Annotated in this window: 24 protein-coding genes and 1 pseudogene; 14 read left to right on the plus strand and 11 right to left on the minus strand. The window is 61.1% G+C overall.

What is annotated here, in order from left to right; all coding sequences use genetic code 11:
• The first annotated feature begins 35 nt into the window (after positions 1-35).
• Complete coding sequence (locus ACNQP3_RS08750) at positions 36-911, plus strand: helix-turn-helix domain-containing protein (protein WP_012271435.1); 876 nt, start codon at positions 36-38, stop codon at positions 909-911.
• A 258-nt stretch (positions 912-1,169) separates the two neighbouring features.
• On the opposite strand, the gene ACNQP3_RS08755 is transcribed toward ACNQP3_RS08750, so the two are convergent.
• The 3 genes from ACNQP3_RS08755 to ACNQP3_RS08765 form a co-directional block, all read right to left on the minus strand.
• A complete protein-coding gene (locus tag ACNQP3_RS08755) occupies positions 1,170-2,039 on the minus strand; it encodes an AraC family transcriptional regulator (RefSeq protein WP_012271436.1) in 870 nt (289 codons plus the stop codon).
• A gap of 199 nt (positions 2,040-2,238) precedes the next feature.
• Positions 2,239-2,568, minus strand: a complete 330-nt coding sequence (locus tag ACNQP3_RS08760; protein WP_012271437.1) for a hypothetical protein — start codon at positions 2,566-2,568, stop codon at positions 2,239-2,241.
• Positions 2,569-2,766: 198 nt separating this feature from the next.
• On the minus strand, positions 2,767-3,156 hold the full coding sequence (locus ACNQP3_RS08765) for a GFA family protein (protein ID WP_264316938.1): 390 nt from the start codon (positions 3,154-3,156) through the stop codon (positions 2,767-2,769).
• Positions 3,157-3,366: 210 nt separating this feature from the next.
• Here ACNQP3_RS08765 and ACNQP3_RS08770 point away from each other — a divergent pair, with 210 nt between their 5' ends.
• Complete coding sequence (locus ACNQP3_RS08770) at positions 3,367-4,599, plus strand: hypothetical protein (RefSeq protein ID WP_264316939.1); 1,233 nt, start codon at positions 3,367-3,369, stop codon at positions 4,597-4,599.
• A 117-nt stretch (positions 4,600-4,716) separates the two neighbouring features.
• On the opposite strand, the gene ACNQP3_RS08775 is transcribed toward ACNQP3_RS08770, so the two are convergent.
• Positions 4,717-6,237: an NCS1 family nucleobase:cation symporter-1 gene (locus tag ACNQP3_RS08775; RefSeq protein WP_012271440.1), complete on the minus strand. Its 1,521-nt coding sequence runs from the start codon at positions 6,235-6,237 to the stop codon at positions 4,717-4,719.
• Between the two features lie 294 nt (positions 6,238-6,531).
• On the opposite strand from ACNQP3_RS08775, the gene ACNQP3_RS08780 reads away from it, so the two are divergent.
• On the plus strand, positions 6,532-7,566 hold the full coding sequence (locus ACNQP3_RS08780; protein ID WP_060493929.1) for a L,D-transpeptidase: 1,035 nt from the start codon (positions 6,532-6,534) through the stop codon (positions 7,564-7,566).
• An 84-nt stretch (positions 7,567-7,650) separates the two neighbouring features.
• Positions 7,651-8,367: a murein L,D-transpeptidase catalytic domain family protein gene (locus ACNQP3_RS08785; protein WP_060515366.1), complete on the plus strand. Its 717-nt coding sequence runs from the start codon at positions 7,651-7,653 to the stop codon at positions 8,365-8,367.
• 16 nt (positions 8,368-8,383) lie between these two features.
• On the opposite strand, the gene ACNQP3_RS08790 is transcribed toward ACNQP3_RS08785, so the two are convergent.
• The 3 genes from ACNQP3_RS08790 to ACNQP3_RS08800 form a co-directional block, all read right to left on the minus strand.
• On the minus strand, positions 8,384-9,091 hold the full coding sequence (locus ACNQP3_RS08790) for a tellurite resistance TerB family protein (RefSeq protein WP_012271443.1): 708 nt from the start codon (positions 9,089-9,091) through the stop codon (positions 8,384-8,386).
• 149 nt (positions 9,092-9,240) lie between these two features.
• Positions 9,241-10,374, minus strand: a complete 1,134-nt coding sequence (locus ACNQP3_RS08795; protein ID WP_060515364.1) for an aminotransferase class V-fold PLP-dependent enzyme — start codon at positions 10,372-10,374, stop codon at positions 9,241-9,243.
• A 152-nt stretch (positions 10,375-10,526) separates the two neighbouring features.
• On the minus strand, positions 10,527-11,420 hold the full coding sequence (locus ACNQP3_RS08800; protein WP_049773292.1) for a LysR substrate-binding domain-containing protein: 894 nt from the start codon (positions 11,418-11,420) through the stop codon (positions 10,527-10,529).
• Between the two features lie 214 nt (positions 11,421-11,634).
• On the opposite strand from ACNQP3_RS08800, the gene ACNQP3_RS08805 reads away from it, so the two are divergent.
• The 7 genes and pseudogenes from ACNQP3_RS08805 to ACNQP3_RS08835 all read left to right on the plus strand — a co-directional run.
• A complete protein-coding gene (locus ACNQP3_RS08805) occupies positions 11,635-12,189 on the plus strand; it encodes a helix-turn-helix domain-containing protein (protein WP_264316940.1) in 555 nt (184 codons plus the stop codon).
• A gap of 27 nt (positions 12,190-12,216) precedes the next feature.
• Complete coding sequence (locus tag ACNQP3_RS08810) at positions 12,217-13,563, plus strand: glutamine synthetase family protein (RefSeq protein ID WP_060493927.1); 1,347 nt, start codon at positions 12,217-12,219, stop codon at positions 13,561-13,563.
• A gap of 72 nt (positions 13,564-13,635) precedes the next feature.
• Positions 13,636-14,409 carry a gamma-glutamyl-gamma-aminobutyrate hydrolase family protein gene (locus ACNQP3_RS08815; RefSeq protein WP_012271448.1) on the plus strand — a complete coding sequence of 258 codons (774 nt, stop codon included), beginning with the start codon at positions 13,636-13,638 and terminating at the stop codon, positions 14,407-14,409.
• Positions 14,410-14,477: 68 nt separating this feature from the next.
• Entirely contained in the window at positions 14,478-15,836 is a 1,359-nt protein-coding gene (locus ACNQP3_RS08820; RefSeq protein WP_012271449.1) for an aspartate aminotransferase family protein, read from the plus strand.
• Positions 15,837-16,016: 180 nt separating this feature from the next.
• Positions 16,017-16,571: a helix-turn-helix domain-containing protein gene (locus ACNQP3_RS08825; protein WP_012271450.1), complete on the plus strand. Its 555-nt coding sequence runs from the start codon at positions 16,017-16,019 to the stop codon at positions 16,569-16,571.
• 111 nt (positions 16,572-16,682) lie between these two features.
• Complete coding sequence (locus ACNQP3_RS08830; RefSeq protein WP_264316941.1) at positions 16,683-17,204, plus strand: ProQ/FinO family protein; 522 nt, start codon at positions 16,683-16,685, stop codon at positions 17,202-17,204.
• A 208-nt stretch (positions 17,205-17,412) separates the two neighbouring features.
• Positions 17,413-17,595 (plus strand): annotated as a pseudogene (locus ACNQP3_RS08835) (MFS transporter); the annotation flags it as partial.
• Positions 17,596-17,598: 3 nt separating this feature from the next.
• Here the strand turns inward: ACNQP3_RS08835 and ACNQP3_RS08840 are convergent.
• From ACNQP3_RS08840 to ACNQP3_RS08850, 3 genes are all read right to left on the minus strand, one after another.
• Positions 17,599-18,159, minus strand: a complete 561-nt coding sequence (locus tag ACNQP3_RS08840) for a nucleotidyltransferase family protein (RefSeq protein ID WP_060492990.1) — start codon at positions 18,157-18,159, stop codon at positions 17,599-17,601.
• Positions 18,160-18,259: 100 nt separating this feature from the next.
• On the minus strand, positions 18,260-19,339 hold the full coding sequence (locus ACNQP3_RS08845) for an AraC family transcriptional regulator (protein WP_012271454.1): 1,080 nt from the start codon (positions 19,337-19,339) through the stop codon (positions 18,260-18,262).
• Between the two features lie 195 nt (positions 19,340-19,534).
• Positions 19,535-20,545: a phosphotransferase enzyme family protein gene (locus tag ACNQP3_RS08850; protein WP_264316942.1), complete on the minus strand. Its 1,011-nt coding sequence runs from the start codon at positions 20,543-20,545 to the stop codon at positions 19,535-19,537.
• A 229-nt stretch (positions 20,546-20,774) separates the two neighbouring features.
• On the opposite strand from ACNQP3_RS08850, the gene fabG reads away from it, so the two are divergent.
• Genes fabG through ACNQP3_RS08865 form a run of 3 tightly spaced genes read left to right on the plus strand, consistent with a single transcriptional unit; the run spans position 20,775 to position 24,462 of the window.
• Positions 20,775-21,548 (plus strand): 3-oxoacyl-ACP reductase FabG, encoded by a 774-nt coding sequence (gene fabG / locus ACNQP3_RS08855; protein ID WP_012271456.1) that lies wholly within the window; start codon positions 20,775-20,777, stop codon positions 21,546-21,548.
• Between the two features lie 41 nt (positions 21,549-21,589).
• Positions 21,590-23,140, plus strand: coding sequence for an APC family permease (locus ACNQP3_RS08860; protein WP_060492987.1), 1,551 nt, complete (start codon positions 21,590-21,592; stop codon positions 23,138-23,140).
• Positions 23,141-23,151: 11 nt separating this feature from the next.
• The gene (locus ACNQP3_RS08865; protein ID WP_060492986.1) at positions 23,152-24,462 is read left to right on the plus strand and encodes an aspartate aminotransferase family protein; all 1,311 of its coding nucleotides are present in this window, start codon (positions 23,152-23,154) and stop codon (positions 24,460-24,462) included.
• Positions 24,463-24,531: 69 nt separating this feature from the next.
• On the opposite strand, the gene ACNQP3_RS08870 is transcribed toward ACNQP3_RS08865, so the two are convergent.
• Entirely contained in the window at positions 24,532-26,457 is a 1,926-nt protein-coding gene (locus tag ACNQP3_RS08870; RefSeq protein ID WP_060515360.1) for an AMP-binding protein, read from the minus strand.
• Between the last annotated feature and the right edge of the window lie 121 nt (positions 26,458-26,578).

Consider the following 26,578-nt stretch of genomic DNA (forward strand, 5'->3'; position numbering starts at 1 on the left):
CACGCGCACTCATCCAATAATGATAAGGATTCTCATTGAACCAGATTGATTACCAAGCAATCGGCGAACGTCTCAGGGCTTTTCGAATTGGCCGTCAGCTGAATGCCGATCAGGTTGCAGAAAAGCTCGGCATCTCGCGTGCTGCGGTTTATCGCCTCGAACTCGGCAAAATCGTAAAGCTCGAAACGCTGGAGCGGTTGGCGGAGCTGTTGAAGGTCTCGCTGACCAGCCTGCTGGGTTCAGACACGGAGTACTTCGACAATGCGCTGGGTTACTTCGAGCGCATGAGGCAGCTGGAAGCGAGGTCCAGCAGCATCATCTCCTACTTCGATCCGTTCTCTTATCTCCTGACAACGCCTGAGTACTCTGAGCTGTTCAAAACGATGCTCTACGAGGCCAGGCCTCGGGTTTTCAGCGGTGCTCAAGAAGCGATGGAAGACCAGATACTGAGTATCCTGGACGAGCGGAAATCCACCTTCTTCCGCCAAAAATTCGAGGTCAAGTCCATCGTCGGTCTGCGCCAGATTGAGCGCTATTTGCACATTGGCCTGGTAGGTCGTTTGGACTTACCGCCCAGTGTTCGTATGGAGCGGGCTTTGCTCGCCCGCCGAGAGATCGAAAACCTGATCAGCATCGTGGAATCGAACAGCGATCATCCGAACATCTATCTGATCGACGAAGCGCTCCCAAGCGCCACCTTCCAGATCTTCGAACAGAAAAACACAAGCTACGTAGCAGTCAGCCCCTACCGACTGGGCGAATTGCCCAATCTGCATGTAGGCATTGCTAGCGTGACGTCATCGGCCCAGGCGGTGGACATGTACAAAGCCATGTCTACCGACTTGTTGAGCCGAGCATATTCAGGCCGAGACGCTATGAGGAAGCTCCAGCAGCTGCTGGCAAAGTTGTAACTAGACGTGCGTCGCCCTGGCTTTCCTGGACACTTTTAAGCGACTGATTTTGGTCGTTAGCCAAGCTCGGCAAACGGCCACCTCAACGCCCAGAGGAAGTCAGTCGAGCTAAATCGAGGCTTCTGGGGCACGTATCTGATACCCGGCTCGGTTGCCCGGCGCCGGGTGGATTTGGGGAACGGGCATAGCCCACCAACTTGGCCCAAACATACGTCCGGGCCGGTGATGATCGGTGTTGATCGCTGCCCAAGGCCCCACTTACTTCAGCGGCACGTAGATATCCGTTTGCCACTGCTCCAGCGGCGTTTCCGGGTACACGCTCAGGTACTGGAAGAACAACGGATGGTCGCGCAATTCTTCATTGCTCGATGGCAGCCAGTCACGATAAAGCGGGTAGATGGTTTCGCCGATGTAGTCAGGCGAGCCGATATGCCGGATCACGGCGCAACGCCCGGCCGGGATGACCCGCTCATGTACGGCGAAATCGTTGGGCTGCACAGCCTCATCAATCTCACCGCAAACGGCAAAGCGAAAAGCGTCGGGCGGGGTGGTGTCGGGGTTGTCGTAGGGAATGCCGAACGTGCGGCTGCTGGCCACCGGCGACTGGCCGCTGTGCATGCGCCATTGGCGAAAACGCGCGACGCTTTCGCCGACCAGGCCGGGTGGCCCTCGGTGTTCGAGCGCGGCTACGCGGGTTTCGGCGAAATCCACGATACGGATCTGCATGGTGATACTCCTGGAAAGGTGTGGAACAACGAATACCGCACTCCAGGCCTGCCAGTTCGGCGCCTTGGCGAAGACGCTGGGCGCCATGCCAAAGGCACGCTTGAACGCTCTGGAAAAGGCTTCGGGGCTTTCGAAACCGGCGCCGAATGCGGCTTCCAGGACGGGCATTGCGGGTGAGGCGACCAGCTGGTGCGCCGCGCGTCGAAGCCTCATCAGTTGCACATACCGCGAAACCGGAATGCCCATGTATGCCGTGAACTGCCGATGGAAGTGAAACGCCGAGAAGTTGGCGATGCGGCTCAGGGCATTCACCGACAGGTCGCCTTCAAGGTGGCTGTCGATGTAGGCAAGCACGGCTTCGAACCGCTTTGCGTAGGTAGGGTTGTGCTGTGAGTCAGTCAACGAACGGAATCTCCGGAAGGTGCGGTGAGCGCTAGCATCCGTTGTTCAGGCATCGAGGTGCCTAGCCGTGATTGCTCAATCGGGGATTGTCTTGACCATGCCGTGGATGACGCCAGTGTGGCCGGGTGTACCGCGCTACCGGCCAGTTAAGCAAGTTGGGCCGCAAAAGCGGCCCCTGTAACGCTAGCTGACAGGTGGGTCAATCCACCCGCACGAACTCGTTCTTGGCCATTTCACTGCCGCCGACGGCTTCCAGGCGCTTGCCGCCCTCCAGTACGCGCACATTGATCAGTGCAAGCCCGTCCTTGTTGCGCGCCGTGACCACATCATCCTTGCGCTCCCACTCTTCGACCTTGACCTTGCTGCCATTGGCGATGATGTAGTCCTTGGAGAACTCCCACTTTTGCTTGGGGCTTTTGAAACCCATCACCGTGGTGGTGGCTTCGTAAGTCCCTTCCAGGGCGTCGTTGCCGCAGCCGGCCAGTACAAAGAATGGCAGCGCTGCGAGTACCAGTTTGAATGTACGCATGTGATTTCCTTATCGGTTGGTTTTGATGGTGAGAGGCATCATGAAAGCGGAGTGCCTGTAGCAGGTCCATGGACATCCGCATGGGCGCTACGCCGCGGGATTATACAGACCGGGCCTGATCAGCAAAGTTGCATGCACCCGGGTGCTTGAAACCTTGACGAAGTTGTCTGGGCTGGTGGGGTAGAGCAGCCGTGTTTTTCAGGCAAGGCTGCAGGGTGAGTACCAGGGGGCCGCGGAATCGATGTGAACGTGTTTCTGCTTCTTGGGCAGGAACGGAGTATCAAGTGTGCCCAGGGCTATCGAAACCCAGTCGGCAAAATCACCTTGGGACCGTGACCAGAACAAGCTTGAGCCGCACGCGACGCAAAACTCGCGCACTACCGTCGGTGAAGAGGCGAACGTCTTGATGTAGGTAGCACCGCGTAGTATGCGCAGCATACTGCGCGGCACGCTGCCGTACGAAGCGAATGCGGCGCCATGACCTTTACGGCATTGGCTGCAATGGCAATGGCTCACTGCCTTGGGTGGGGTGAGTAGCAGGTAACTGACCGCTGTGCATAGGCAGCTTCCTTGGTATACCTCTGTCATTGGTGCTTCCGTGCAGGATGAAAACGCCAGGGTAAACGCACAGGCTTGATCAGTCGACTGATCACTTTCAACCTATAGTTGTCGTTGGCGAAAAAGTGCAGTTGATCCTATGCGAATGTTCAAGGTATCAGTAGAACACTCGATTGATACCCTGGTTGGGTGAATACGGTATCCTAAGCCCCGTCTCGCCGGCCAGAGTGTGTTTAACAAATGACTGTAATTGCCCTGATCAACCCAGACAATGATCCGCACCTAATTGCTGACTGCCTGATTACTTCTGATGGGCAGGATGGCCGCACAGCGAAGTCGATTTGGGTCCCTTCGTTAGGCATCGTTCAAACAGATTGGCAAGACCTTGATGGGCCTTTCCATCTGGTACGTATGGCTCGCAAGACGATCGTCCTCCCCAATGGTGGTGGGATGCTTGCCTTTGCAGGTGACTGCCGACCGGCCTTCGAGTTTTGGGTTGCGCTGTCTGACGCAATCAATACCAGGATCTCTTACGACCCGGGCGCCTTGGTCGATCATGACATGCTGCAGCGTATATTGATCAGCATGGGAGAGCAGGCAAGGCGCTTCCATGTTTTAGGTGTTCTGATCGACAGAAACAATCGGAAGCATGCATTCACCCATCGATCAGAACTGTCTGTCGAAACAGAAAATTTTGGCACGTGCTACCTCGCCGGAAGTGGAAGCAAACTGCTGCAGAAGGAGATCTTGCAGCAAGATCAGCGCTTCACACAAATGGGCGAATGGACGTGGGGCAAAATTTCCCCAACGGAGGAGCTGTCAGAGTCGCTCTGCTCAAGCATGCTCTACCATGAATCGGACATCAACAATGGTCGCAGGCCGGACACGCCAATGCATGAGCGATTTGGCGGTTTCTACGAGTGGTACGGGTTTAAACATGCTGGCGTAAAACCAATGCCTTCGCGGCTAGATATAAACTTGCTTTGGGAAAACGATACGCTCTATTTGACCCGCTTGCATTTGTCAGAATCCTACAGTTCAAATGGCGAGAAAAGCAGTAGATTTAAAAGTTCACAGGTATTATTGAGTGTTTTGACGTTTTGCTGTTGCCGGGTGGAAGTTGACTTTCAGGCGCTCATGAATCTGGATCTTAAGCTTCTGTTCGGAAGAGCGGACGGGCTGTTGATTGAACGCTTCGTGAATCTATATGACTCAGTCGATACTCTGGTCGATCCCCGTATATCTGGAGTGGCGGGTGCTCAGTTTCTGGATGAACAATTTGCAATTCCGCTTGTCGTCAGGAATGTTCGGCTCATCGTGAGCGTGAATGGAAAAAGTATTGCAAAGGGCGTATCGCAAAGCGAGAATATCAAACAGCCCGCCACTGTGCACTCACAGAACGGCGTCGCAAGTATTGCTCTCGACCCCAATGTTTGCCTTCTGATTGCAGATATTTTGAATCGAAACATCTAGGCAAGGTTGAATGCAGTATTGAATTAGCCATGTTTCACCCTTCATCGTTAACAGCCATTCGCCAAATGGCTGTTAACGTCCCAGAGTGAAAACCGGTGGTAGCGCAGCCAGCCCCTGTCAGTGCTGCGCGCTATCCACTGCGATGCCTTCGCCGGATACTTCGGTGTAGCGGGCACTGCGATCGGCAATGGCGTAATGAATCAACCCGCCCAAACCTGCCCCAAAGAACCACGAAAACTGCGACAGCGTATCGAACGCCGGCACCAGCGCCAGCACGATGGCGATCAGCGCAGCCGGGATGAACGCCGCTACAGCGCGCAGGTTGACCCCACGGTTGTAGTGATAGGCAGCCTCTGTACTTTCGCTGTACAGCTGCGGCAGGTTTACCCGGCTGCGGCGAACCAGGTAGTAGTCGGTGACGATGATTCCGTACAGTGGGCCGAGCAGGGCACCCAGGCCGCCGAGGAAATACACGATCACCGACGGGCTGTTATACAGGTGCCAAGGCAGGATCAGCACCGCGATGGCGGCGCTGAGCAAGCCGGCGCGGCGGAAGTTCAGCAGGTTCGGCGCGAGGTTGGCGAGCACGTAGGCCGGGGCGACGAAGTTGGCCATGATGTTCACCGCGACGGTGACGATCAGGAAGGCCAGGCAGGCCAGCACCAGGCCGGCGGTGTTGGGGATGGCGGCGACGATTTCGGTCGGTCCCTGCACCAGCTTGCCGTCGATGCTGAACTGCGCGCCGGCCAGTACCACGGCGATCAGCGCGAAGCCGAGCATGTTCACCGGCAGGCCCCAGAAGTTGCCCACGCTGATGGTGCGGCGGTCTGGGCAGTTACGGGTAAAATCGCAGAAGTTGAGAATCATGGTGCCGTACAGCGAGACCCACAGCGCGGCGGCACCGAGCACTTTCAGCCACATAGTCGAGCCGGTTGGCGCGTTGCCGCTGGACCATGAAATCGACAGGCCACTGCGCCAGTACATCCAGCCCGCCAGGCAGGCAAAGGCGACCAGAATGATCGGCCCGGTGATGGACTCGAAGCGGCGCACCATCTCCATGCCGTAGGCAAAAATCGCCACCTGCACGCACCATATGCCTAGGAAGGTGATCCAGCCCAGCGTCGACAGACCGAGGATCGAGTTCTGGTCGTAGGCTTTGAGGTCTGGAGCGATGGCGGTCAGCAGCACGCGCAGCACGACCGAGGCGAGGTAGGTTTGTATGCCGAACCAGGCGATAGCGATCACCGCGCGGATCAGTGCCGGGATCTGCGCACCATGAATGCCGAAGCTGATACGGCACATGACGGGGTAGGGCAGGCCGGTCTTCTGGCCCATGTAGCCCGACAGGTTCATCAGGCCGTAGATCACCAGCGCACCAAGCGCGAAGGCGGCGAGGATCTGCGCGCCGCTCATGCCCAGGGCGAACAGGCCGATGGCGAAGGAATAGTTGGCGATGTTATGCACATCGTTGGTCCACAGCGCGAACAGGCTGTAACGCCCCCAGGTGCGATTGGCCGCGCGGGTCGGGGCAAGGTCGGCACTGTACAGACGCGGGCTCAACGCCAGCTGATTGGGCTCGGCCGTATCGGCGGGGAGAACATCAAGCTGACCAACATCGGAACGTGAAATCGACGCCATCGGGACTCCATGATGGTTGTGTACTTTTATTATTGAATTTGTATACACACAAGATTCATACCAACCCACGCGTTCGGTTGAGGCCAGCCTTCTACAGCCTTCATTCGGCATTTTTGCGTGATACGCCTCGCCGAGAAGTGGGTATTTTGTGCACATTTTTTGTGCAAAGTTGTTACCGCACGCGCCAGGCGGGGATGCTTACCTGTTCACCAGGTTGAGCTGACGCGCTGAACGGGTGGCTTTCAAGGGAATGTTCGGACTAATCTGCCAACAGGATTCTATGGGGGCTTTTCGATGTCGCATGTATCGCTCGGACTGGGTCTGTTACTTGCCGCTGCCTTGGTCGAAGCAGCCCCACTGCAGGTGCCCACCCCGGCCGCACTGAGGAGCCAGCTCGAAAGCCTCAAGCCTGGCCAGTTTCTCTGGTACCCGCAGGTTTCGCCGGTAGGGCCGGTGACCGTGGTGGTGAGCCTTACCGAGCAACGTGCCTACGTCTATCGCAATGGCATTGCCATTGGCGTCAGTACCGTGAGCAGCGGCAAGCCAGGCCGGGAAACCCCCACCGGGGTATTCAGCATTCTGCAGAAGAAGGTCGAGCACAAATCCAGCCTCTACAACAGCGCGCCGATGCCCTATATGGAGCGCCTGACGTGGGACGGCATTGCCTTGCACGCTGGCCATCTGCCGGGCTACCCCGCTTCGCATGGTTGTGTCCGGTTGCCGATGGACTTTGCCAAGAAGCTGTACGAAGTCACCGGTTTCAGTTCGACGACTGTCATCGTTTCCGATACCAACAGTGCGCCGGTGGAGGTCTACCACCCCGGCGTGCTGGCGCCTACGGTCAGCGATGGCAAGGCCCAAGGCCCGCTGGTATTGAACAACCAACAGTTCTGGAACGACCCAGACCCGACGGCTGGGCCACTGTCGATCCTGATCAGCCGCGCCGACTTGCGGGCCTACGTGTTCCGCGGTGGCCAGTTGATCGGTTCGGCGCCGGCACTTTCGGCTGAAAGCGGCCAGCATCGCAGTGGCATGGCGGTGTATTCCCTGTTGCAAAAGCCATCCAGCTTGGCACTCGATGGCGGGCTACCCTTACGCTGGTCAGTGGTGGGCTTGAGCAACCCGGAGTATGGAAATACGCCTTATGAACAATTGGGGCAATTGAACATCAACCCGGAATTTCGCCGTCATCTACGAGCGGCAATGGACGTTGGCACGATGCTGGTGATCACCGACTGGGCGTCTACTCGGGATACCCGCAGCAATGGACAATTCACGGTGATCAGCACCGAGGGCAGTGAAGAATCTAAACCATTGGTCAAGAAATGATCGGCAATCTTCAGTAAATCAAGCAAAGTAGCGGTTTTTGGCTGCAAACAAGGCAGATAAGACACGTTTTCAACAGGGTACCCTATGTCGATGTTTGAACCTTTGCGCGGAGCCGTCCGGCTCTCGGTGGCCAGTATTGGCCTGTTTTTCTTGAGCGCCTGGCCTGCTGCCTACGCGCAATCTCTGCCTAGTGCTGCCGAGCTGCAGCAGTTGGCGCCGAACGCCAACCTGTCCACCTTGGCCCTGGCCCTTACTGCCTATTCATGCGCCAGTCACAACGACGCGAACAAGTTGCTGACGGTGATCGATTACTCCAAGGCCTCGCGTGACAAACGCCTGTGGGTGTTCGACCTGCGGGCCCGGAAACTGCTGTTCGAAGAGTGGGTCGCCCATGGCAAGAACAGCGGCGCCGATGTGCCGACCACGTTCTCCAACGCGCCGAACAGTTACCAGTCCTCCATCGGCCTGTATGAAACCGGCCAGACCTACAGCGGCAAGCATGGCCGCTCGCTGCGCCTGCAAGGGTTGGAGCCGGGGTTCAACGACAACAGCATGTCGCGGGCAATCGTGATGCATGCCGCCGCGTATGCCGACCCCAAGGTTGTGCCCGGCCTAGGGCGCCTGGGGCGCAGCCAGGGCTGCCCTGCCGTTCGGCCGGCCATTGCCGGCAAGCTGATCGAGACGTTGCAACGCGGTAGCTATGTGTTTGCCTATTACCCGCAGCAGAACTGGCTGAAAACATCACGTTTTCTCAACGCACAGAGCTGCCCGCTGGCAAATCAGTCGCTCGCCAGCAAGTAGAGGCAACGGTGGGTAGTTACTGATTACCCTTGGCCTGTTGCTCCAGGTGCACCTGCAACGTCGGATCGATTTGCAGTGCGCTGGCCAGTTCGTCCAGGTAGGCCCGCTCTGCGGGCTGCTGGTCATCCACCAGCATCACGCTAGCCAGGTACATTTCGGCAGCCATGGCGGGGTCCTGGGCAGACTGTGCCACCTCGGCTGCATCGAGTGGTTTGCTAACCTCCTCATCCAGCCATTGCTGCAGTTGCGGGTCGCTGGTGTGGCGTTTGATTTCGGCGTAGATCAACTGTTCTTCTTGCTCGTCGATGCGACCGTCAGCCTTGGCTGCCGCGATCAATGCGCGCAGTACCGCATGGCTGTGGCCTTCGGCTTCGGCGCCCGACAGTTGATCGACCGTACGCATGGCCTGTTGCGGGGCGGCTGCCTGGCTGCGTTGCCAGCTTTGATAGGCCTGGAACGCCATCATGCCCAACGACGCCAGCGCGGCATAATTGGTGCCACCCGCAGAGCGGCCCTGGGTAGAGCCAAGCGCGCTGCCGCCACCCAAAAGCCCGCCCAGTAAACCACCAAGACCGCCAGCGCCACCCGTTGCACTGCCGCCGCCAAGCAGCCCTCCCAGCAAGCCGCCCAGGCCGTCTTGCGATGCCAGGCCGCCGTTCCCTTGTTGCGCTCGCGAGCCTTGTCCGGCGCGCAGCAGCTGTTCGAGTAGATCAGTCGTGTTCATGGCACCGCCCTCGGTCGGTAGTCGTTGCCCAGACAAGCAACGATAGCCCCCTCGAGGCGAACTGCCATGACCGTTTGGCAGACTTGGCCCAGAAGGGCCAAGGTCGGGTCAGGCACCCATATGGCAGGTGCTGCAGCCAGGGTACTGGCTCAGCCTCTCATCACTTCGTCCAATGCCTGCTCAAGGGTGCTGACCGTGCGCTCGATATTGTGCAGCTTTTCGAGCCCGAACAGACCGATGCGGAAGGTCTGGAAGTCGGCTGGCTCGTCACATTGCAACGGCACGCCGGCGGCTATCTGCAGGCCGTGATCGGCAAATTTCTTGCCGCTCTTGATATCGGCATCATCGGTGTAGCTCACCACGACGCCCGGTGCCTGAAAGCCCGATGCGGCCACGCTCTTGATGCCTTTGCCAGTCAACAGGGCGCGCACCCGATCACCTAGCGCCTGTTGTTCCGCGCGGACCTTGTCGAAGCCGTAGGCTTGCATCTCGTTCACCACGTCGTTGAACCGTGCGAGCGAATCGCTGGGCATGGTCGCATGGTACGCATGCCCACCTTGCTCGTAGGCCTGCATGATCTGAAGCCACTTTTTCAGGTCGCAGGCAAAGCTGCTGCTCTGTGTGTGCTCGATGCGTTCGAGGGCCAACGCGCTGAACATCACCAAGGCGCAGCAAGGTGAGGCGCTCCAGCCTTTTTGCGGTGCGCTGATCAGCAGGTCGACCGCGCACTTGTGCATATCGACCCAAATCGTGCCGGAGGCGATGCAGTCCAGTACGAACAGGCCACCCACTGCATGCACGGCATCGCCGACGGCCCGCAGGTAATCGTCGGGCAGGATAATCCCTGATGAGGTTTCAACGTGGGGCGCGAAGACAATCTGAGGCTTGTGCGCCTCAATTGCCGCCAGCACTTGCTCCAGAGGCGGTGGCGCGTAGGCCGCCTGGCGCCCCGTGTCGACCGGTCGGGCTTTCAGCACCGTGGTGGCCGCCGGGATGTTGCCCGTATCGAGGATTTGGCTCCAGCGATAACTGAACCAGCCGTTGCGTATCACCAGGCATTGCTGGCCAGTGGCAAACTGGCGCGCAACTGCTTCCATGCCGAATGTACCGCTGCCCGGCACTACCGCAACAGCCTGGGCGCCATAGACCTGTTTCAGGGTCTTGGAAATGTTCTTCATCACGCCTTGAAATGCCTGAGACATGTGATTGAGCGAGCGGTCGGTGTACACCACCGAGTACTCGACCAGCCCCTCAGGATCAATACTGGAGTAGAGCGTTGACATGGGGTGACTCCTTGGCAGAGATGTCCGTGATATCGACCCTGCCCTAAGCCCTGGCAAATGACAAGACGGGGCAGGGCGGTGTGCGGCTTCGGTCGACCTTATCAACAGCCTCACCGGTACCGGTGACCGCTAAACTTTGCTCTAACCGTAGATTAACTATTGCCTGTCTGTTGCTTCAGCCAGTGTTGCACGACGCCAAGCGACTCAGGCTGCTGCAGCTTGCGTGGCCACACCAGATAGAACGACTTGTCGAGCCTGAGCTGCTGAGCGAAGACTTGAATCAGCCTGCCGGCGACGATGTCATCACTGACGAACGCCAGGCTGGCCAACGCAATGCCCTGGCCACTGATGGCCGCATCAATGGCCAATGAGGTCTGATTGAACCGCAGGTTCTTGGCGGTCGGTTGCACGTGTTGCGGAAACACTGCAGCAAGGAACTGAGGCCAGAAGTTATGGGCATCGTGGAGCATGATGAAATCTTGCAGTTGCTCGAAGCTGGCGGGGACTTGGCTGCCCTCGAATAACGCAGGGCTGGCCACTGCGACGATGCGATCCTCCATCAACAGTTCGCTGTTCAGGCCTGCGCCGATTTCGGGCTTGCCATAGCGGACGGCGATATCCACGCCATCGGTGTTGAAGTGGGACAGTCGATCTGTAGCCAGCACACGTAAATCGATGTCCGGGTGGCTTTGCGCAAAACTGCCCAGCCTGGGAATAAGCCATTTGGAGGCAAAGGTCGGGGTAACGCTGACCGTAAGGTGCGCTGATTGTGGCCGCAGCAGGCGTGTCGCCTCATCGATCATGGCCAGGGCACTGCGGATGCTGCCGCTGTAACCCAGCCCTGCATCGGTCAGTGCCAGGCCCCGGGGCAGGCGCTCGAACAGGCGAAGGTTCAGGCTTGCCTCCAGCCCGCGTATCTGTTGTGCAACTGCCGCCTGGGTCACGCCCAATTCTTCGGCGGCCAGGCGGAAGTTAAGGTGGCGGGCGACCACTTCAAACACGCGTAGCGCATTAAGCGAGGGCAATTCAGGGAAACCGTTTGGCATGACGTTGGCAATGGCCGGGCTGGAAAAATTCATTGCCGAGGCTACTCCCTGAGCACCTTTAAAGAAACCCGCGCCAGCGCCTTCAATTCAAGCTCCTGAACCTCAAGCGCTCTTTTCGCGGCAGCGGTTTTTCATCGTGCAGCTTGACTCGTGAAATTTTTAGTGTAATTTTTCATGAAAAATAAACATAAAAATTTCACGGCAGTCCGAAACGATGAAGATGCACGAAGAGGTTGAAGCCCTCGCGATCCTTATTCACGACCTGCGCAAATTCAAGAACCTGACCTTGGGTGAACTGGCCGAGCGCATCAACCGCTCTGTCGGTTTTCTCTCCCAGGTCGAACGCGGTGTTTCACGCCCGACCGTGGCGGACCTCACCGCTATCAGCGAAGCGCTCGGCGTATCCACCGCGTACTTCTACAACCTGAGCAAGCCCCGCAGCATCGGCTGGGTCACGCGCCCCCATGAGCGGCGCACGCTGTACCTGGAGTCGGGCATTACCGACGTGCTGGCCTCGCCGACCATCGCCGGCGCGTTCGCCATGCTCGACAGCCATCTCGAGCCCGGCGCCACCAGTGGCGAGGACTACCTGAGCGATCGTTCCGAGCAGGGCTGCTTCGTGCTCGAAGGCGAGCTCACGGTATGGCTGGACCAGGGTGACGCCGTGACCCTGCAAGCCAACGACTGCTTCCAGCTGCAACCCCACGCGCAATTCCGTTACGCCAACCTGACGGAAAAGACCACCCGTGTGCTCTGGGTCTTCAATTGAATTCGTTCACCTCACAAGGATAAGAAGATGAGTGTCATCTTTCCGGATCTGCTGGCTGAAGTGCGCTCGTTCCGAGCAGAACACCCGGCAATACGCTATGTCGACTTGATTGCACTGGATATCCCCGGGCATTTCTATGGCAAGCGCTACCCCATCGACATGCTGGAGAAAGTCGCAGCCGGTGCGCCTTTGAAACTGCCGCAGAACTGCGTGCTGCTGGGCACCCAGGGTGGGCTCTACCCGATTGGTGACTACTGCTTCGCCGACGGCGACCCGGATGCCGCGCGGCGCCTGGTACCGGGCACCCTCAAGCCGGTGCGCTGGGAAAAGGAAGTGATCGCCCAGATGCTCATCACCTCCGACGGCACTGCCAAGCCGATCGAGTTCGAACCCCGAGAAGTGCTGGCTCGCGTGCTTCAGCGCCTGGCCAAGCGTGGTATCCGCCCGGTGGTGGCGTTCGAACTGGAGTTCTACCTGTTCGACCGCAAGCTCGATAACGGCCTGCCGCAGTACCCGCGCGACACGGCAACCGGGGACGAAGACGACCAACCGAACATGCACATCGAGCGGCTGTCGCGCTTCTCGTCGGTGCTGCACGAGATGGTCGATGGCGCCAACGAGCAGGGCGTGCCGGCGAACGTGATCACCGCTGAGCTAGGCCCCGGCCAGTTCGAAATCAACTTCTCCCACAGCGACGATGCCCTGAGCGCGGCGGACTGGTCGGCGCTGTTCTGCCGCAGTACCCGGGGTATCGCGATGAAGCACGGCTACCGTGCCAGCTTCATGAGCAAGCCGTACCTGGACGCGCCAGGCAGCGGCATGCATGTGCATGTCAGCCTGTACGACGACGCCGGCAACAACATCCTGGCCGGTGCCGAGCAGCGCAAGCTGCGTCATGCGGTGGCAGGGTGCCTGGAGCTGCTGCCGCACTGCATGCCGATCTTTGCCCCCAACCACAATGCCTACCGCCGTTATGGCGCGATGGTCAACGCGGCGAGCAAGGCCAGCTGGGGCTTCGAGGACCGTGATGCGTGCATTCGCATCCCGGAATCCGACCCGCGCAACCTGCGCATCGAGCACCGCCTCGCGGGCGCCGATGCCAACCCGTATCTGGTGCTGGCGGCCATCCTGACCGGGATGGAGCATGGCCTGGACCGTGGCGTGGAACCCATTGCGCCGTTGAACGACAACCGCCAGAGCGGCATCGACTTCCCCAAGGATGCCCTCAGCGCTCTGGCCGCCATGCGTCACCACCCGGTGGTCAACGAAGGCCTGGGCAGTGAGTTCGTGATGGTTTATTGCGAAAACAAATACCAGGAGCAACTGGACTTCATGCGCCACATCGATGCCCGCGAATACCGCTGGTTCCTTTGACTGCTGCGGTCCGAACAGACGCTTTTTCAACGTTTGAATACCACGCGCAATACCGATTTGCCGGAGGAAGATATGCCACGTGTGCCCGTTATTGGCATTACCGCATGCACCAGCATGATTGAGCAGCATGCCACCCAGACCATCGCCGAGAAGTACGCACGCGCGGCCGCCAAAGCGGCGTGTGGGCTGCCCATCGTGATCCCCAGCCTCGGTGACCTGATGGACAGCGCCGATATTCTCGACGTGGTGGATGGGCTGATCTTCACCGGTTCGCCGTCCAACATCGAGCCGTTTCACTACAACGGCCCGGCCAGTGCGGTAGGCACCCATCATGACCCTTTGCGTGATGCCACCACGTTGCCGCTGATGCGTGCGGCCATCGCCGCCGGTGTGCCTGTACTTGGCATTTGCCGTGGCTTTCAGGAAATGAACGTGGCGTTGGGTGGCACCCTGTACCAGAAGGTCCACGAGGCTGGGGTGTTCATGGATCACCGCGAAGGCAAGGGCGAGCCCATCGAAAAGCAGTATGGCCCGCGTCACACCATGCATGTGGAACCCGGTGGCCTGCTCGACCGCATGGGCTTGCCGGCGATCTTCGACGTCAATTCCATCCACGGCCAGGGCATTGATGTACTGGCCCCGGGGCTACGGGTGGAAGCATTGGCACCAGATGGCCTGGTGGAGGCGATTTCGGTCGAGAACAGCAAGGGGTTTGCCCTGGCCGTGCAATGGCACCCGGAGTTCCAGGTCATGGACAACCCGCAGTACCTGGCCATCTTCCAGTCATTCGGCAAGGCCTGCCGGCAGCGCTCGGTGCTGCGCCAGAGGCTGTTGCTGTCCGCCTGAACAGCCACCTTGCCCACCTACGAAAATACCCGCGCAGCACCGCTGCGCAACTTGATGGAGTGAAGTCAATGAGTGAACAGAATTCGCAGACCCAGGCCTGGCAAGCGCTGAGCCGCGACCACCACCTGGCCCCGTTCAGCGATGTCAAACAACTGGCCGAGAAAGGCCCGCGCATTATCACCTCGGCCAAGGGCGTGTACCTCTGGGACAGTGAAGGTAACAAGATTCTCGATGGCATGGCGGGCCTGTGGTGCGTGGCGGTCGGCTATGGTCGCGACGAGCTGGCCGAGGTCGCCAGCCAGCAGATGAAGCAGCTGCCTTACTACAACCTGTTCTTCCAGACTGCCCACCCGCCTGCGCTGGAGCTGGCCAAGGCAATCGCCGATGTGGCGCCGCAAGGCATGAACCACGTGTTCTTCACAGGCTCCGGCTCCGAAGGCAACGACACCGTACTGCGCATGGTTCGCCATTACTGGGCGTTGAAGGGCAAGAAAAACAAGAACGTCATCATCGGCCGCATCAACGGTTACCACGGCTCTACCGTGGCGGGCGCGGCCCTGGGCGGCATGAGCGGTATGCACCAGCAGGGCGGGGTGATCCCGGATATCGTGCACATCCCGCAGCCCTACTGGTTCGGTGAAGGCGGCGACATGACCGAGGCCGACTTCGGCGTGTGGGCGGCCGAGCAGTTGGAGAAGAAGATCCTCGAAGTTGGCGTGGACAACGTTGCCGCCTTCATCGCCGAGCCGATCCAGGGCGCCGGCGGTGTGATCATCCCGCCGCAGACCTACTGGCCGAAGGTCAAGGAAATCCTGGCCAGGTACGACATCCTCTTCGTCGCCGACGAAGTCATTTGCGGTTTCGGCCGTACCGGTGAGTGGTTCGGTACTGACTACTACGACCTCAAGCCCGACCTGATGACCATCGCCAAGGGCCTGACCTCCGGTTACATCCCCATGGGCGGAGTGATCGTGCGTGACGAAGTGGCCAAGGTCATCAGCGAAGGCGGCGACTTCAACCACGGCTTCACCTATTCCGGCCACCCGGTAGCGGCTGCGGTGGGCCTGGAGAACCTGCGCATTCTGCGCGACGAGCAGATCATCCAGCAGGTGCACGATAAAACCGCACCTTATCTGCAGCAACGCCTGCGCGAACTGGCCGACCACCCGCTGGTAGGCGAAGTCCGCGGCTTGGGCATGCTCGGTGCGATCGAGCTGGTGAAGGACAAGGCCACCCGCGCCCGTTATGAAGGCAAAGGTGTCGGCATGATCTGCCGCCAGCACTGCTTCGACAACGGCCTGATCATGCGCGCCGTGGGCGACACCATGATCATCGCGCCACCGCTGGTGATCAGTGTCGAAGAGATCGACGAGCTGGTGCAGAAGGCTCGCAAGTGCCTGGACCTGACGTACGAAGCTGTTCGGTAAGAAAGGGGCTGCTTCGCATCCCATCGCCGGCAAGCCAGCTCCCACAGGGTTGAGACATGCATTGCAACTGTGGGCGCTGGCTTGGCTGACAGCCAGCGAACCCTGAAGCATTTTGCTTTGTGAGATGAATCATGTACTTTTCAGGGCATTCATCACCCATCCGAAAGTCGCGATTCAACTATGAAAGTGCACGAAGAAATCGAAGGCCTGGCAGTACTGATTCGCGACCTGCGCAAATTCAAAGGCCTGACATTGGGCGAGCTGGCCCAGCGCATCGGCCGTTCGGTAGGCTTTCTGTCCCAGGTCGAACGCGGCGTATCGCGCCCGACCGTGGCCGACCTCACTGCCATCAGCGAAGAGCTCGGTGTCTCGACCGCCTACTTCTACAAGCTGGACAAACCCCGCGAGCTCGACTGGGTCACCCGCCCTCACGAGCGCCGCACGCTGCATCTGGCCGGCGGCATCACCGATGTGCTGGCATCCCCCACGATAACGGGGGCGTTCTCCATGCTCGATAGCCATTTGCAGCCGGGGGCCAGCAGTGGCGAAGAGTACCTGGACGACAGCTCGGAGCAAGGCTGCTTCGTGCTCGAAGGCGAACTGACCGTCTGGCTGGACGGCGGTGAGCCGGTCACGCTGCGCGCCAGTGACAGTTTTCAGTTGCAACCCCATGCCAGTTTTCGTTACGCCAACCTCACCGACAAGCCCACGCGCGTGCTTTGGGTGTTCAGCTGAGGGGCTTGTGCGTCGCATCCGGCTGGCCGGGAAAGTTGGCCTGCAAGCAATATGCTGGCTGCATGGGGTATCCTTATGCCACGCAAACAACTTCGAAGCAGTGAATGAACGATGGGTTTTGAACAACTAGCTGAGCTACGTGACCGCCTGCGGGCGGAAAAAGGGCAGACCAAGGCCGATAGCCCGAAACCGCCCAAGCGCAAGTCGCCCGCGCAGGCGAAGCCGCGTGAGCAGGACCCGGCGGTGGCAGCGATTTGGCCTCTGCAGAAGCATTTTCCCTTGGCTTTCCCGGTCAATCCTGCCCCCAAGGTGCCGCTCAAGGAGGGCATTTTCAAGGATGCCGAGCAACACTTGGAGCTGCTTGGGTTAACCCGTGAGCAGCTGAAACTGGGCATTTCTACGTGGTGCCGGGGTGCTCGATACTGGGCAAGCATGGTGGAAGATGCACCGCGTCTGGACCTGAACGGGCAGGCAGCTGGCGTTGTGACCGCCGCCCAGGCACTGCATGCGAAGCAGCAAGCCTCGCGGCAACGTAGCCAGGACCGCCGCAACCGGGCGAAGTCCAAAGCGCAGTCGCAGTCGCAGTCGCAGACCTCTGCCGCCGACACCGCAGCAGTGCAGACTACCGACTGAATTAAGTCGCGCGTTGCCCTGTCGCCACGCTGGAGGGCAGCCCCTTGCGGGGCTGCCGCCTGCGTTAGGTGTGTGGCAACTTACCTTCAGATCAAAAATCCTGGATTTACCCTGTTCCGGCCCGCCACGCACACTGCGTGTTCGGTCCAATCACTCAGGGTTTCTCATGGTTTTCGAGGGTGAACGCAATAGGGTCGTGTCAAAGCCCCTGTTCAGCCTTTCTTATTTTGTTGGTGTATTCGGGTTCCCGTTCCTTGCCGGCAAAATCATCATCGACAAAGGTTTGTCGATGATGCTGTTGATCCTGCTGGGGGTATCCGTGCTCAATTGGTCGATTACGCTCGGACGGCTGGTGTGGCGCAAGGGCAACTTGCACAACGCCATGGCGTAGACCTCACTCGATCAACTCAAGCCATGGCCAGCGCTCCCGGTAGCTGGCAGCTTTTGCCTTGAACAAGTCGGGGCGTGGATTCAGTTCGTTCATCCTCAAAAGGTTGTTCTGCAAGTCTTCCAGGCCATGGGTGCTGTACAACGAGCCCGTGAGCACATCGACGCCCAGGCAGGTCGAGCGGATCAGGTAGCGGTCAATGCCATCGGTAACCTTGTGCAATGCCGAGTAGGTGCCGCCGAATTTCGCTTGGTACCACAGGTGAACGCGGGCCTGATTGCGCACTTCGACGTTGACGCCCAGGTGCGCACACGCCTGCTGAACCTTGGCGATAACCCGGTCTTCTGCTTCCCAGGACAAGTCGGTGTCGAAATAGGCGATGTCGTAGTCCTTGATACCCCACGCGACAGGCCGCCCGGCGCGTTGGTTCCAGAAGGTCTGGAACAGCGCGCCGGCCGTTAGCATGCAGTGAGGCATATCCAGCGTTGGCAAGATGGCCAGCAGTGCCCGGTTTATCGGGTTTTCCTGGATGGTCGCCAGAACCTGTTCATCAGTCAGTGAATACATGGGTGTCGTCCTTGAAGGCTGCTTGCCAAGGAGCGAGTTTACCCTGTGATAGTGGGCACATCCGCGAAGCATGCGATGCACGCAAGCAGCAGCTCCAGTGCTAGGCATCCACCCTCTGCCCCTTGTGCGCCTGGCGCCATTGTTTGGGGCTGACATCGAACCAGCGGCGAAACGCCCGCGAGAACGCGCTGATTTCCGAGTACCCCAGCAGCAATGCCAACTCGGAAATCGGCAGCGCCGACTGCTGCAGGTAATAGGTCGCCAGCTCCTGGCGCACGGTGTCGACCAGGGTCGAAAAACTCAGCCCCTGCTCCTGCAGGCGGCGTTGCACGGTCCAGCTGGGCAGGCGCAATTGCTCGGCTACCTGCTCCAGGCTCGGGTAGCCGTCGCCCAACAGGGCGCGAACCTGGGTTTTCACATCATCGACAATGCCTGGGCGGTTGAGCGTGCCGGCCTGGCCGCGGAGCAGGTGCATGCTTTCGATGACGATGGCCAGCAAGCGTGGGTCGCGGCCGGGCATTGGCCGGTCGAGCACGCTGCGGCGAAACACCAGCGCATTGCGCTGCTGACCAAACAGCACCGGGGCGTCGAACACTTTGCAGTGCTCATGCCAGGCCTCGGGTTGCGGGTGCTCGAACAACACCTTTTCGGGTGCCCAGTTTTGCCCCAGCGCATGGCGCATCAGGTTGAAGAACATGCCCAGCGACAGTTCGGCGTCCTGCCGCTTGCGCAGGATGGCGCCGTATTGCACCTGGTAGTCCAGGCGGTAGAACTCGCCCATTTCCTCCAGCCGCAACAGGCTGCTCTGCTGGTGCACCGGGAAGGTGTTGACCACGTTGCGCAGGGCATCGCCCAAGGTGGCAGAGCACATGCCCACGTAGCCGAGCAGCCCGAGCGCGTCGGGCTTGAACTGCTGGCCGAAGCGCAGGCCGAAGTTGTCATTGCCGGTTTGCCGAGCCGCCTCCTCGAATACCTGGCAGTACTGGTTCAGGTCCAGGGTGAGGGTAGGGTGCTCCAGGCGCTCGCTGTCGATGCCGGCGCGCCCCAGGATGCGTTCGGCATCGCCACCTTGCTGGCCGATGAAGCCGACCAGGCCGGTCGCCGCCGAGGCCAGAATGCCTATCGAGTTGCCAGGCGGGGCACTCGCTGGTTGGCGCGAGCCTGTATGGATAACGTGCACGAAGCTTCCTCCTCGGTCGTTTACCGGCTGTTGCTGGGTAAATGAAGGAGCAATTTTCATTCCACGCCGGGCCAACGGCCGTACGCCAGCCTGTCGACCGCTCAAGGGCAACTCATTGCGGCGCTGCCGGGGGCCCTCATGGCGCAGGCTGCGCACCAGCACGGTGCGTAGCCTTTGGTTACAAAACTGTTTCGATCATGCCCGTGCGAGTGCGCCCACCGGCCGCTCCTGCAAGTAACGCTGGCACAGGCCCACGGTCTGCTCGACCCATTGCGGGCCCAGGCACTCCACTTGTGGCGTGCCGCGGTGGGTGCCGGTCCAGGCCAGCAGTTGCAGACGCCGCTGCATGATCAGCGTCGGCAGCATGGCGATGTCGCTGGCATCCAGGCTGGCCACGCTGCTGTAACCCGCCAGCCAGTTGTCGATCCACTGCGGCAGGTCGGGGTGGTGTTCGAAGAAGCTCAGGGCCGCTGCCAGGTCGTGCAGGTACCAGCCCATGCCGCAGTCGTCGAAGTCGATGATGCGGGTGCGATCACCTTGCACCAGCAGGTTGGTCAGGCGTAGGTCAGCGTGGATAAGGCCAAAGCGTGATGGGTCTTCGCCATAGCCGGCCAGGCGCGCGCCGATCACCTGTACCGCTTCGCTGATCAAGGCGCTGCCCCGGGCATCCAGGTAGGGCGCTTCGCGCCAGCTGCCCCAGTGGCCGTGCTCACCCAGCATGCTTTGGTGGTTCCAGGTCAGCCGTTGAAAATTGTCGGGGCGTTGCCAACTGCGGGCGTGGCGATGCAGGTGGGCATTGATGGCGCCAAGCCGGCGGAACGAAGCATTCAACTGTTGCTGGTCGGGCTCGCCGCCCTCTATCCAATGAAACAGCACCACGTAACGATGGCCAAGGCCGGGCAGCTCGACCCTTTGAATCGCTTCGCCGTCCACCCCGGCGATGGGCACTGGTACCTCCAGGCCGGCCTGCTCCAGCGCGGCCAGCCAGGCCAGTTCACTGGCGATGTCGGCGTGTTGGTGATAGCCGGCGCGGTGCACACGCATCACATACCGTTGCCGCAAGCCCCGTACCCGATACGTGGCGTTCTCGGAGTGCACCAGCAACTCGATCTGGCCCTGGTAGGTATCGGCATAGCCAGCCAGCGCGTGTTGGGCGAAACGTTCAAGCACGGCAGGGCTGGTGTGAGATGTGTGATCGTTGGTCATCAGGCACGCTCCGTTGGCAGGGGTCTGGCTGCCAGCATGAGTCGAGCCCCGCGCCACTGGCTTGACCGCAAACCGCGAAATCTTGACCACACGCCACAAGCCGCCTGGGCCGCTTCGAGAATTTGATCCTGCAGCCCTCAACTTGTGCCCTGCGGTCAAGTCGCCACCTGCCGGCCGGCCCACCATCGGCCCCCATCACTGGCGTAAACAGCGGATCGAGGGCTAGAGCATGCTGACTTCACTACAAGGCAAAAGCGTATTGGTCACCGGCGGTACCAGCGGTATCGGCCTGGGCATCGCCGTCGGCTTCGCCCGCCAGGGCGCCAAGGTGGCGATCAGTGGCCGGCACCGGGACAAGGTTGAGGCTGTCGCCAGCCGCTTGCGTGATCAAGGCCTGGCCGTCATCGGCCTGGTGGCCGATGTGGGTGACCGCGCGCAGGTGCTGCGGATGATCGAAGAGGTGGCGCAGGCCCAGGGCGGGCTCGATGTACTGTGCGCCAATGCCGGGGTCTTCCCCTCTGCCGCACTGGCCGAGATGAGCGATACCGACTGGGACAAGGTGCTCGGCACCAATGCCAAAGGCACCTTCCTCTGCGTGCAGGCGGCGCTGCCGTATTTGCGCAGGGCCGAGTACGGCCGGGTGATCCTGACCTCGTCCATCACCGGGCCAGTCACCGGCTTTCCAGGCTGGGCGCACTACGGCGCGAGCAAGGCAGCGCAGCTGGGTTTCATGCGTACCGCAGCGATCGAGCTGGCCCGCGATGGCATCACCATCAATGCCCTGCTGCCAGGCAACATCGTTACCGAAGGCTTGCAGGGCATGGGCGAGGACTACCAGGCCAGCATGGCCGCGTCCATTCCGCTCAAGCGCCTCGGCCAGGTCGAGGACATTGCCAATGCCGCGTTGTTCTTTGCTTCCAGAGAGGCCGGCTACATCACTGGGCAAAGCCTGATCATCGATGGTGGGCAGATCCTGCCCGAGTCCCTGCAAGCACTGGCCTGACCCTTTTCCACCAAAACCATAAAAGCACGGAGTGGATCCTGATGAGCGAGACCTACAGCGGTGAACTGGAGCGCCGGCTTGACAGCCAGGCACAGCCCCATGAGGTGCAGCGCCTGCGCAAGAATGCAGTGGGCTTGATGGGTGTGCTGTTCATGACGGTTGCCACTGCGGCGCCGATCACCGCCATGCTTGGCAACGTGCCGATCGCCATCGGCAGCGGCAATGGTCAGTACGCGCCGGCGGGCTACCTGGTGGCCACGATCATCCTGGCGCTGTTCGCCATTGGCTATGCACAGATGGCCAAGTACATCACCGCCACAGGGGCGTTCTACGGCTTCATTTCCCATGGCTTGGGCCGGGTGGTGGGCATGGCCTCGGGGCTTGCCGTAACGCTGACCTACATCGTTTTCGAAGCGGCGTTGGTGGGCATTTTCGCCTTCTTCTGTGAAGACCTGCTGGCCAGTGTCGTCGGCCTGCATGTGCCATGGATCGTGTTTGCCCTGGCCATGCTATTGGCCAACGGCGTGCTCAGCTACTTCGACATCTCCCTCACTGCCAAGGTGCTGGGGCTGTGCCTGGTGCTGGAGATCCTGATGCTGGGGCTGATGGCCTTTGCCGTGCTGTTCCACGGCGGTGGGCCGCAGGGCATGGCGGTGGAGTCGATCAACCCGCTCAACGCCTTCCGGCCAGCCGAGGGGGTGATAGGTGCGAACGCTGGCATCGGCCTGTTCTTCGCCTTCTGGTCCTGGGTGGGTTTCGAGTCCTCGGCCATGTACGGCGAGGAATCACGCAACCCGAAAAAGATCATCCCCTTGGCGACGCTGCTCGCGGTGATCGGCATCGGCGTGTTCTATGTGTTCGTCTCGTGGATGGCCATCGCCGGTTCCGGCCCTGCCGAAGCCATTCGCCTGGCGCAGGACCCGGCCAGTGCCGCCGAGGTGTTCTACGGGCCGACCCGCCTGTACCTGGGCGAGTGGGCCGTGAGCCTGTTCAAGCTGTTGGTGGTGACCGGCTCGTTTGCCTGCGGCATGGCCTTCCATAACTGTGCCGCGCGCTACCTCTATGCCCTGGGCCGGGAGAACCTGTTCGTGTTCCTAGGCCGCACCGTTGGCCGTACTCATGCCCGCCATGGCTCGCCGCATGTAGCCTCGACCGTGCAAAGCGTGATCGCCACGCTGATCGTGCTGGCGTTCCTGCTCACCGGTAAAGACCCGTATGCCGACTTGTATGCCTTGCTGGCAATCCTCGGCACCATGGGCATTCTGATCGTCCAGGCGCTGTGCGCCTTCGCCGTGATCTGCTACTTCCATGTCGGCACCCAACGCCGTGCCCAGGCCCATTGGTTCAAGACCTTCCTCGCGCCCCTGCTGGGCGGCATCGGCATGCTGTACGTGGTTTACCTGCTGTTCGCCAACCTCAGCTTCGCCGCTGGCAGCGCGGCCGAATCGCTGTTGTTCCGGCTGATCCCGTGGATCGTCGCCGCCAGCTTCGCGTTGGGTGGCTCGATCGCCTTGTACTTCCGTTACTTCGACCGCCGCAAGTACCACATCATCGGCAGCATCGTCATGGACGACGCCCGCCAGGACACCTGAGGAGACCGACCATGTTGAAAGTAAATGCCTTCCAGCCCGAGCAGGCTGCTGCCCTGGATGCCGCCGAGCGCCGCCTGATCGAGCGCCGCCAACGCCTGCTGGGGCCGGCCTACCAGCTGTTCTACGACAACCCGCTGCACCTGGTGCGCGGCGCGGGTACGTGGCTGTACGACACGGCAGGGCGGGCCTACCTCGACCTGTACAACAACGTCGCCTCGGTGGGCCATAGCCACCCTCGTGTGGTCGAAGCCCTGGCCGGGCAGGCGGCTGCGCTCAATACCCATACCCGCTACCTGCATGAAGGCGTACTCGATTATGCCGAGAAGCTGCTGGCGACCATGCCGGCGCAGTTGGGCAACGTGATGTTCACCTGCACCGGCAGTGAGGCCAATGACCTGGCCCTGCGCATTGCCCGGGACTACACCGGGGGCACAGGCGTGATCGTTACCCGCTATGCCTACCACGGTATGACGGCGGCCATCGCCGAGCTGTCGCCGTCGGTGGGCGACTACGTGCCGCTGGGCCGTGATATCCGCGTGGTCGACGCCCCGTTGCACCTGCCGCACGCCCCGCACCAGGTTGGCCAGCAGTTCGCCGCCCAGGTGCGTGCTGCGCTGGCCGACATGCAGCGTCATGGCATCCGCCCGGCTGCGTTGTTGGTCGACACGTTGTTCACCAGCGATGGCGTGTTCGCCGACCCTGCCGGCTTTCTTGTCGAAGCGGTGGAGGCGGTGCGCGCTGCGGGTGGCCTGTTCATCGCCGACGAGGTGCAGCCAGGTTTTGGCCGCACCGGCACGCACATGTGGGGCTTCCAGCGCCATGGCCTGGTGCCCGACCTGGTGACCATGGGCAAACCGATGGGCAATGGTCACCCGCTGGCAGGTTTGACGGTGCGCCCTGAAATCCTGGAACGCTTCGGCCGCAACGCCAGTTACTTCAACACGTTTGGCGGCAACCCGGTGTCTGCGGCCGTGGGCCTGGCAGTGCTGCAAGTGATCGAGGACGAAGGCCTGCAGGAGAATGCCCGGCAGGTGGGGGGCCAACTGAAGGAGGGCCTGGAGGGCCTTGCACGCGAGCATGCCTGCCTTGGCCAGGTACGTGGCGCGGGGTTGTTCATTGGGGTGGATGTGGTAGCGCCGTCGGGCGCTGCCGATGGCGCCACGGCGCGGCGTATCGTCAACCTGCTACGGGAAGAAGGCATGCTGATCGGCGTGTCGGGGGCCGACAACAATGCCCTGAAGATCCGCCCGCAGTTGTGCTTCTCGGCGCAGAACGTCGAGCAGTTCCTCAGCGCCTTGCAGCGTGTGCTGCACCAGCTGTGACGGTGTGACCCCGGTTGTACGCGCGCCCCGCCAAGGTTTGCCTTGGCGGGGTTTGTTTTTTCAGCCTGGTCAGTGCCCGGTGGCAGCCTTGCGTCCCTGGGCGGCGTCATAGCAACCTGCCTGTTCGAACACCGCGCGCACTTCATCCAGCACGGCCGGGTCTTCGATGGTCGCAGGCATGGCCACTTCGGGGTTGGCGGCCAGGCTGCGCAGGGTCTTGCGCAGAATCTTGCCAGAGCGGGTCTTGGGCAGGCGCTTGAGGATGAACACCCGCCGTAGCGAAGCGACAGCGCCGACCGCATCGCGCACCCTGGCGACCAGTTCGCGTTCCAGCAGCGCCGGGTCGGGCTGCTGGCCGTGCTTGAGCACCACGAACCCCACCGGCACCTCGCCCTTGAGCTCCTCGGCCAGTGCCACCACCGCGCACTCGGCAACGGCCGGGTGCTCGCCCAGGGCTTCTTCCAGGCTACCGCTGGACAGCCGGTGCCCGGCCACGTTGATCACATCGTCCACCCGGCCCATGACGAACAGGTAGCCGTCTTCGTCCAGGTAGCCGCCGTCGCCGCTGCAATAGTAGCCGGGGAAGCTGCTCAGGTAGCTGTCGGCAAAGCGCTGCGGGTCGCCCCACAGGGTGGTCAGGGTGCCGGGCGGCAATGGCAGGCGCAGGGCGATGTTGCCCGGCTGGTTGCAGGGGACAGGCTGGCCTTCGTCGTCCAGAATGTCCAGCCGGTAGCCCGGCATCGGTACGCTGGCCGAGCCGGTCTTCATCGGCAAGTCATCCAGCCCGCGCGGGTTGCCGGCAATCGCCCAGCCGGTCTCGGTCTGCCACCAGTGGTCGACAACCGGGCAGGGCAGAAACCCCTGCAGCCATTGGCTGGTTGGCGGGTCCAGGCGCTCGCCGGCCACGTACACGGCCTTCAGGCAGGACAAGTCGCGACCGGCGGCCAGCTGTACCTGCGGGTCTTCGCGCTTGATGGCGCGGAAGGCAGTGGGGGCAGTGAAGAACACATTCACCTGGTGTTCGGCGATCACCCGCCAGAACGCCCCGGCGTCGGGCGTGCGCACCGGCTTGCCCTCGTACAGCAAGGTGGTGCAGCCACGGATCAGCGGGGCATAGACGATGTACGAATGGCCCACGACCCAGCCGATGTCCGAGGCGGCCCAGAACACCTCGCCGGGGTGTGCGTCGTACAGGGCCTGCATGCTGAAGTTGAGCGCCACGGCATGCCCGCCGTGGTCACGCACTACTCCTTTGGGTTTACCCGTGGTGCCCGAGGTATAGAGGATGTACAGCGGGTCAGTGGCATTCACTGGCACCGCAGGTACGGCTTCGGCTTGGGCCTGCAGTTGTTGCCAGTCGTGCTCGCGGGGGCCGTGCAACGGGGCCAGGGCCTGTTCGCGTTGCTCGATCACCAGGTGCGGGCTATGCCCGTTGGCCAGTTGCAGGGCCTGGTCGAGCAGCGGCTTGTAGGGCACCACCCGGTCGTACTCGATGCCGCAGCTGGCGCTGAGCAGCACCTTGGGCTGGGCATCGCGGATTCGCACCGCCAGCTCGGCGGCGGAGAAACCGCCAAACACCACCGAATGCACGGCACCCAACCGCGCACAGGCCAGCATGCCGACGAGCGCCTGGGGGATCATCGGCATGTAGATGATCACTCGGTCACCACGCCCCACCCCAAGGGCGCGCAGCATACCGGCGCACCGGGCCACGCGCGCTTGCAGCTGCTGGTAGCTGATGCGCTCCTGCACGCCTGTGGCGGGTGAGTCGTAAAGGATGGCGCAGCGCTCGCCTGCGCCATCCGCGACGTGGCGGTCCACGGCCAAGTGGCAGGTGTTCAGTTGGCCATCGGCGAACCAGCGGCCGCTGCCATCAGCCTGGGCAGTGAAGATCTGTTGCGGAAAGCGATGCCAGTCCAGTGCGGCGGCCTGTTCGCGCCAGAAACCTTCGGGGTCGTCGGCAGCGCGGGCATAGGCCTGCAGGTAGCTAGTCATGGGGTTCTCCTGGTTGCTGTTATTGTTTTACCGGCCTTGCGGCCTGCTGTAATCCTCCCAGTCAGCGCGGAGAGTCGCTTGACCATCGGGCACAATTAATTGACCGCCGAGCGCTTGGCTG

Source organism: Pseudomonas sp. LFS074 (genome assembly GCF_047978165.1).
Classification (GTDB): Bacteria; Pseudomonadota; Gammaproteobacteria; order Pseudomonadales; family Pseudomonadaceae; genus Aquipseudomonas; species Aquipseudomonas putida_P.

Coding starts and splice junctions, on each gene's coding strand:
- ACNQP3_RS08865 (WP_060492986.1), top strand. CDS start 23,152: ATGTTGAAAGTAAATGCCTTCCAGCCCGAGCAGGCTGCTGCCCTGGAT.
- ACNQP3_RS08820 (WP_012271449.1), top strand. CDS start 14,478: ATGAGTGAACAGAATTCGCAGACCCAGGCCTGGCAAGCGCTGAGCCGC.
- ACNQP3_RS08780 (WP_060493929.1), top strand. CDS start 6,532: ATGTCGCATGTATCGCTCGGACTGGGTCTGTTACTTGCCGCTGCCTTG.
- ACNQP3_RS08795 (WP_060515364.1), bottom strand. CDS start 10,374: ATGTCAACGCTCTACTCCAGTATTGATCCTGAGGGGCTGGTCGAGTAC.
- ACNQP3_RS08810 (WP_060493927.1), top strand. CDS start 12,217: ATGAGTGTCATCTTTCCGGATCTGCTGGCTGAAGTGCGCTCGTTCCGA.
- ACNQP3_RS08770 (WP_264316939.1), top strand. CDS start 3,367: ATGACTGTAATTGCCCTGATCAACCCAGACAATGATCCGCACCTAATT.
- fabG (WP_012271456.1), top strand. CDS start 20,775: ATGCTGACTTCACTACAAGGCAAAAGCGTATTGGTCACCGGCGGTACC.
- ACNQP3_RS08765 (WP_264316938.1), bottom strand. CDS start 3,156: ATGACAGAGGTATACCAAGGAAGCTGCCTATGCACAGCGGTCAGTTAC.
- ACNQP3_RS08800 (WP_049773292.1), bottom strand. CDS start 11,420: ATGCCAAACGGTTTCCCTGAATTGCCCTCGCTTAATGCGCTACGCGTG.
- ACNQP3_RS08825 (WP_012271450.1), top strand. CDS start 16,017: ATGAAAGTGCACGAAGAAATCGAAGGCCTGGCAGTACTGATTCGCGAC.
- ACNQP3_RS08850 (WP_264316942.1), bottom strand. CDS start 20,545: ATGACCAACGATCACACATCTCACACCAGCCCTGCCGTGCTTGAACGT.
- ACNQP3_RS08760 (WP_012271437.1), bottom strand. CDS start 2,568: ATGCGTACATTCAAACTGGTACTCGCAGCGCTGCCATTCTTTGTACTG.
- ACNQP3_RS08805 (WP_264316940.1), top strand. CDS start 11,635: ATGAAGATGCACGAAGAGGTTGAAGCCCTCGCGATCCTTATTCACGAC.
- ACNQP3_RS08840 (WP_060492990.1), bottom strand. CDS start 18,159: ATGTATTCACTGACTGATGAACAGGTTCTGGCGACCATCCAGGAAAAC.
- ACNQP3_RS08870 (WP_060515360.1), bottom strand. CDS start 26,457: ATGACTAGCTACCTGCAGGCCTATGCCCGCGCTGCCGACGACCCCGAA.
- ACNQP3_RS08860 (WP_060492987.1), top strand. CDS start 21,590: ATGAGCGAGACCTACAGCGGTGAACTGGAGCGCCGGCTTGACAGCCAG.
- ACNQP3_RS08790 (WP_012271443.1), bottom strand. CDS start 9,091: ATGAACACGACTGATCTACTCGAACAGCTGCTGCGCGCCGGACAAGGC.
- ACNQP3_RS08785 (WP_060515366.1), top strand. CDS start 7,651: ATGTCGATGTTTGAACCTTTGCGCGGAGCCGTCCGGCTCTCGGTGGCC.
- ACNQP3_RS08775 (WP_012271440.1), bottom strand. CDS start 6,237: ATGGCGTCGATTTCACGTTCCGATGTTGGTCAGCTTGATGTTCTCCCC.
- ACNQP3_RS08815 (WP_012271448.1), top strand. CDS start 13,636: ATGCCACGTGTGCCCGTTATTGGCATTACCGCATGCACCAGCATGATT.
- ACNQP3_RS08830 (WP_264316941.1), top strand. CDS start 16,683: ATGGGTTTTGAACAACTAGCTGAGCTACGTGACCGCCTGCGGGCGGAA.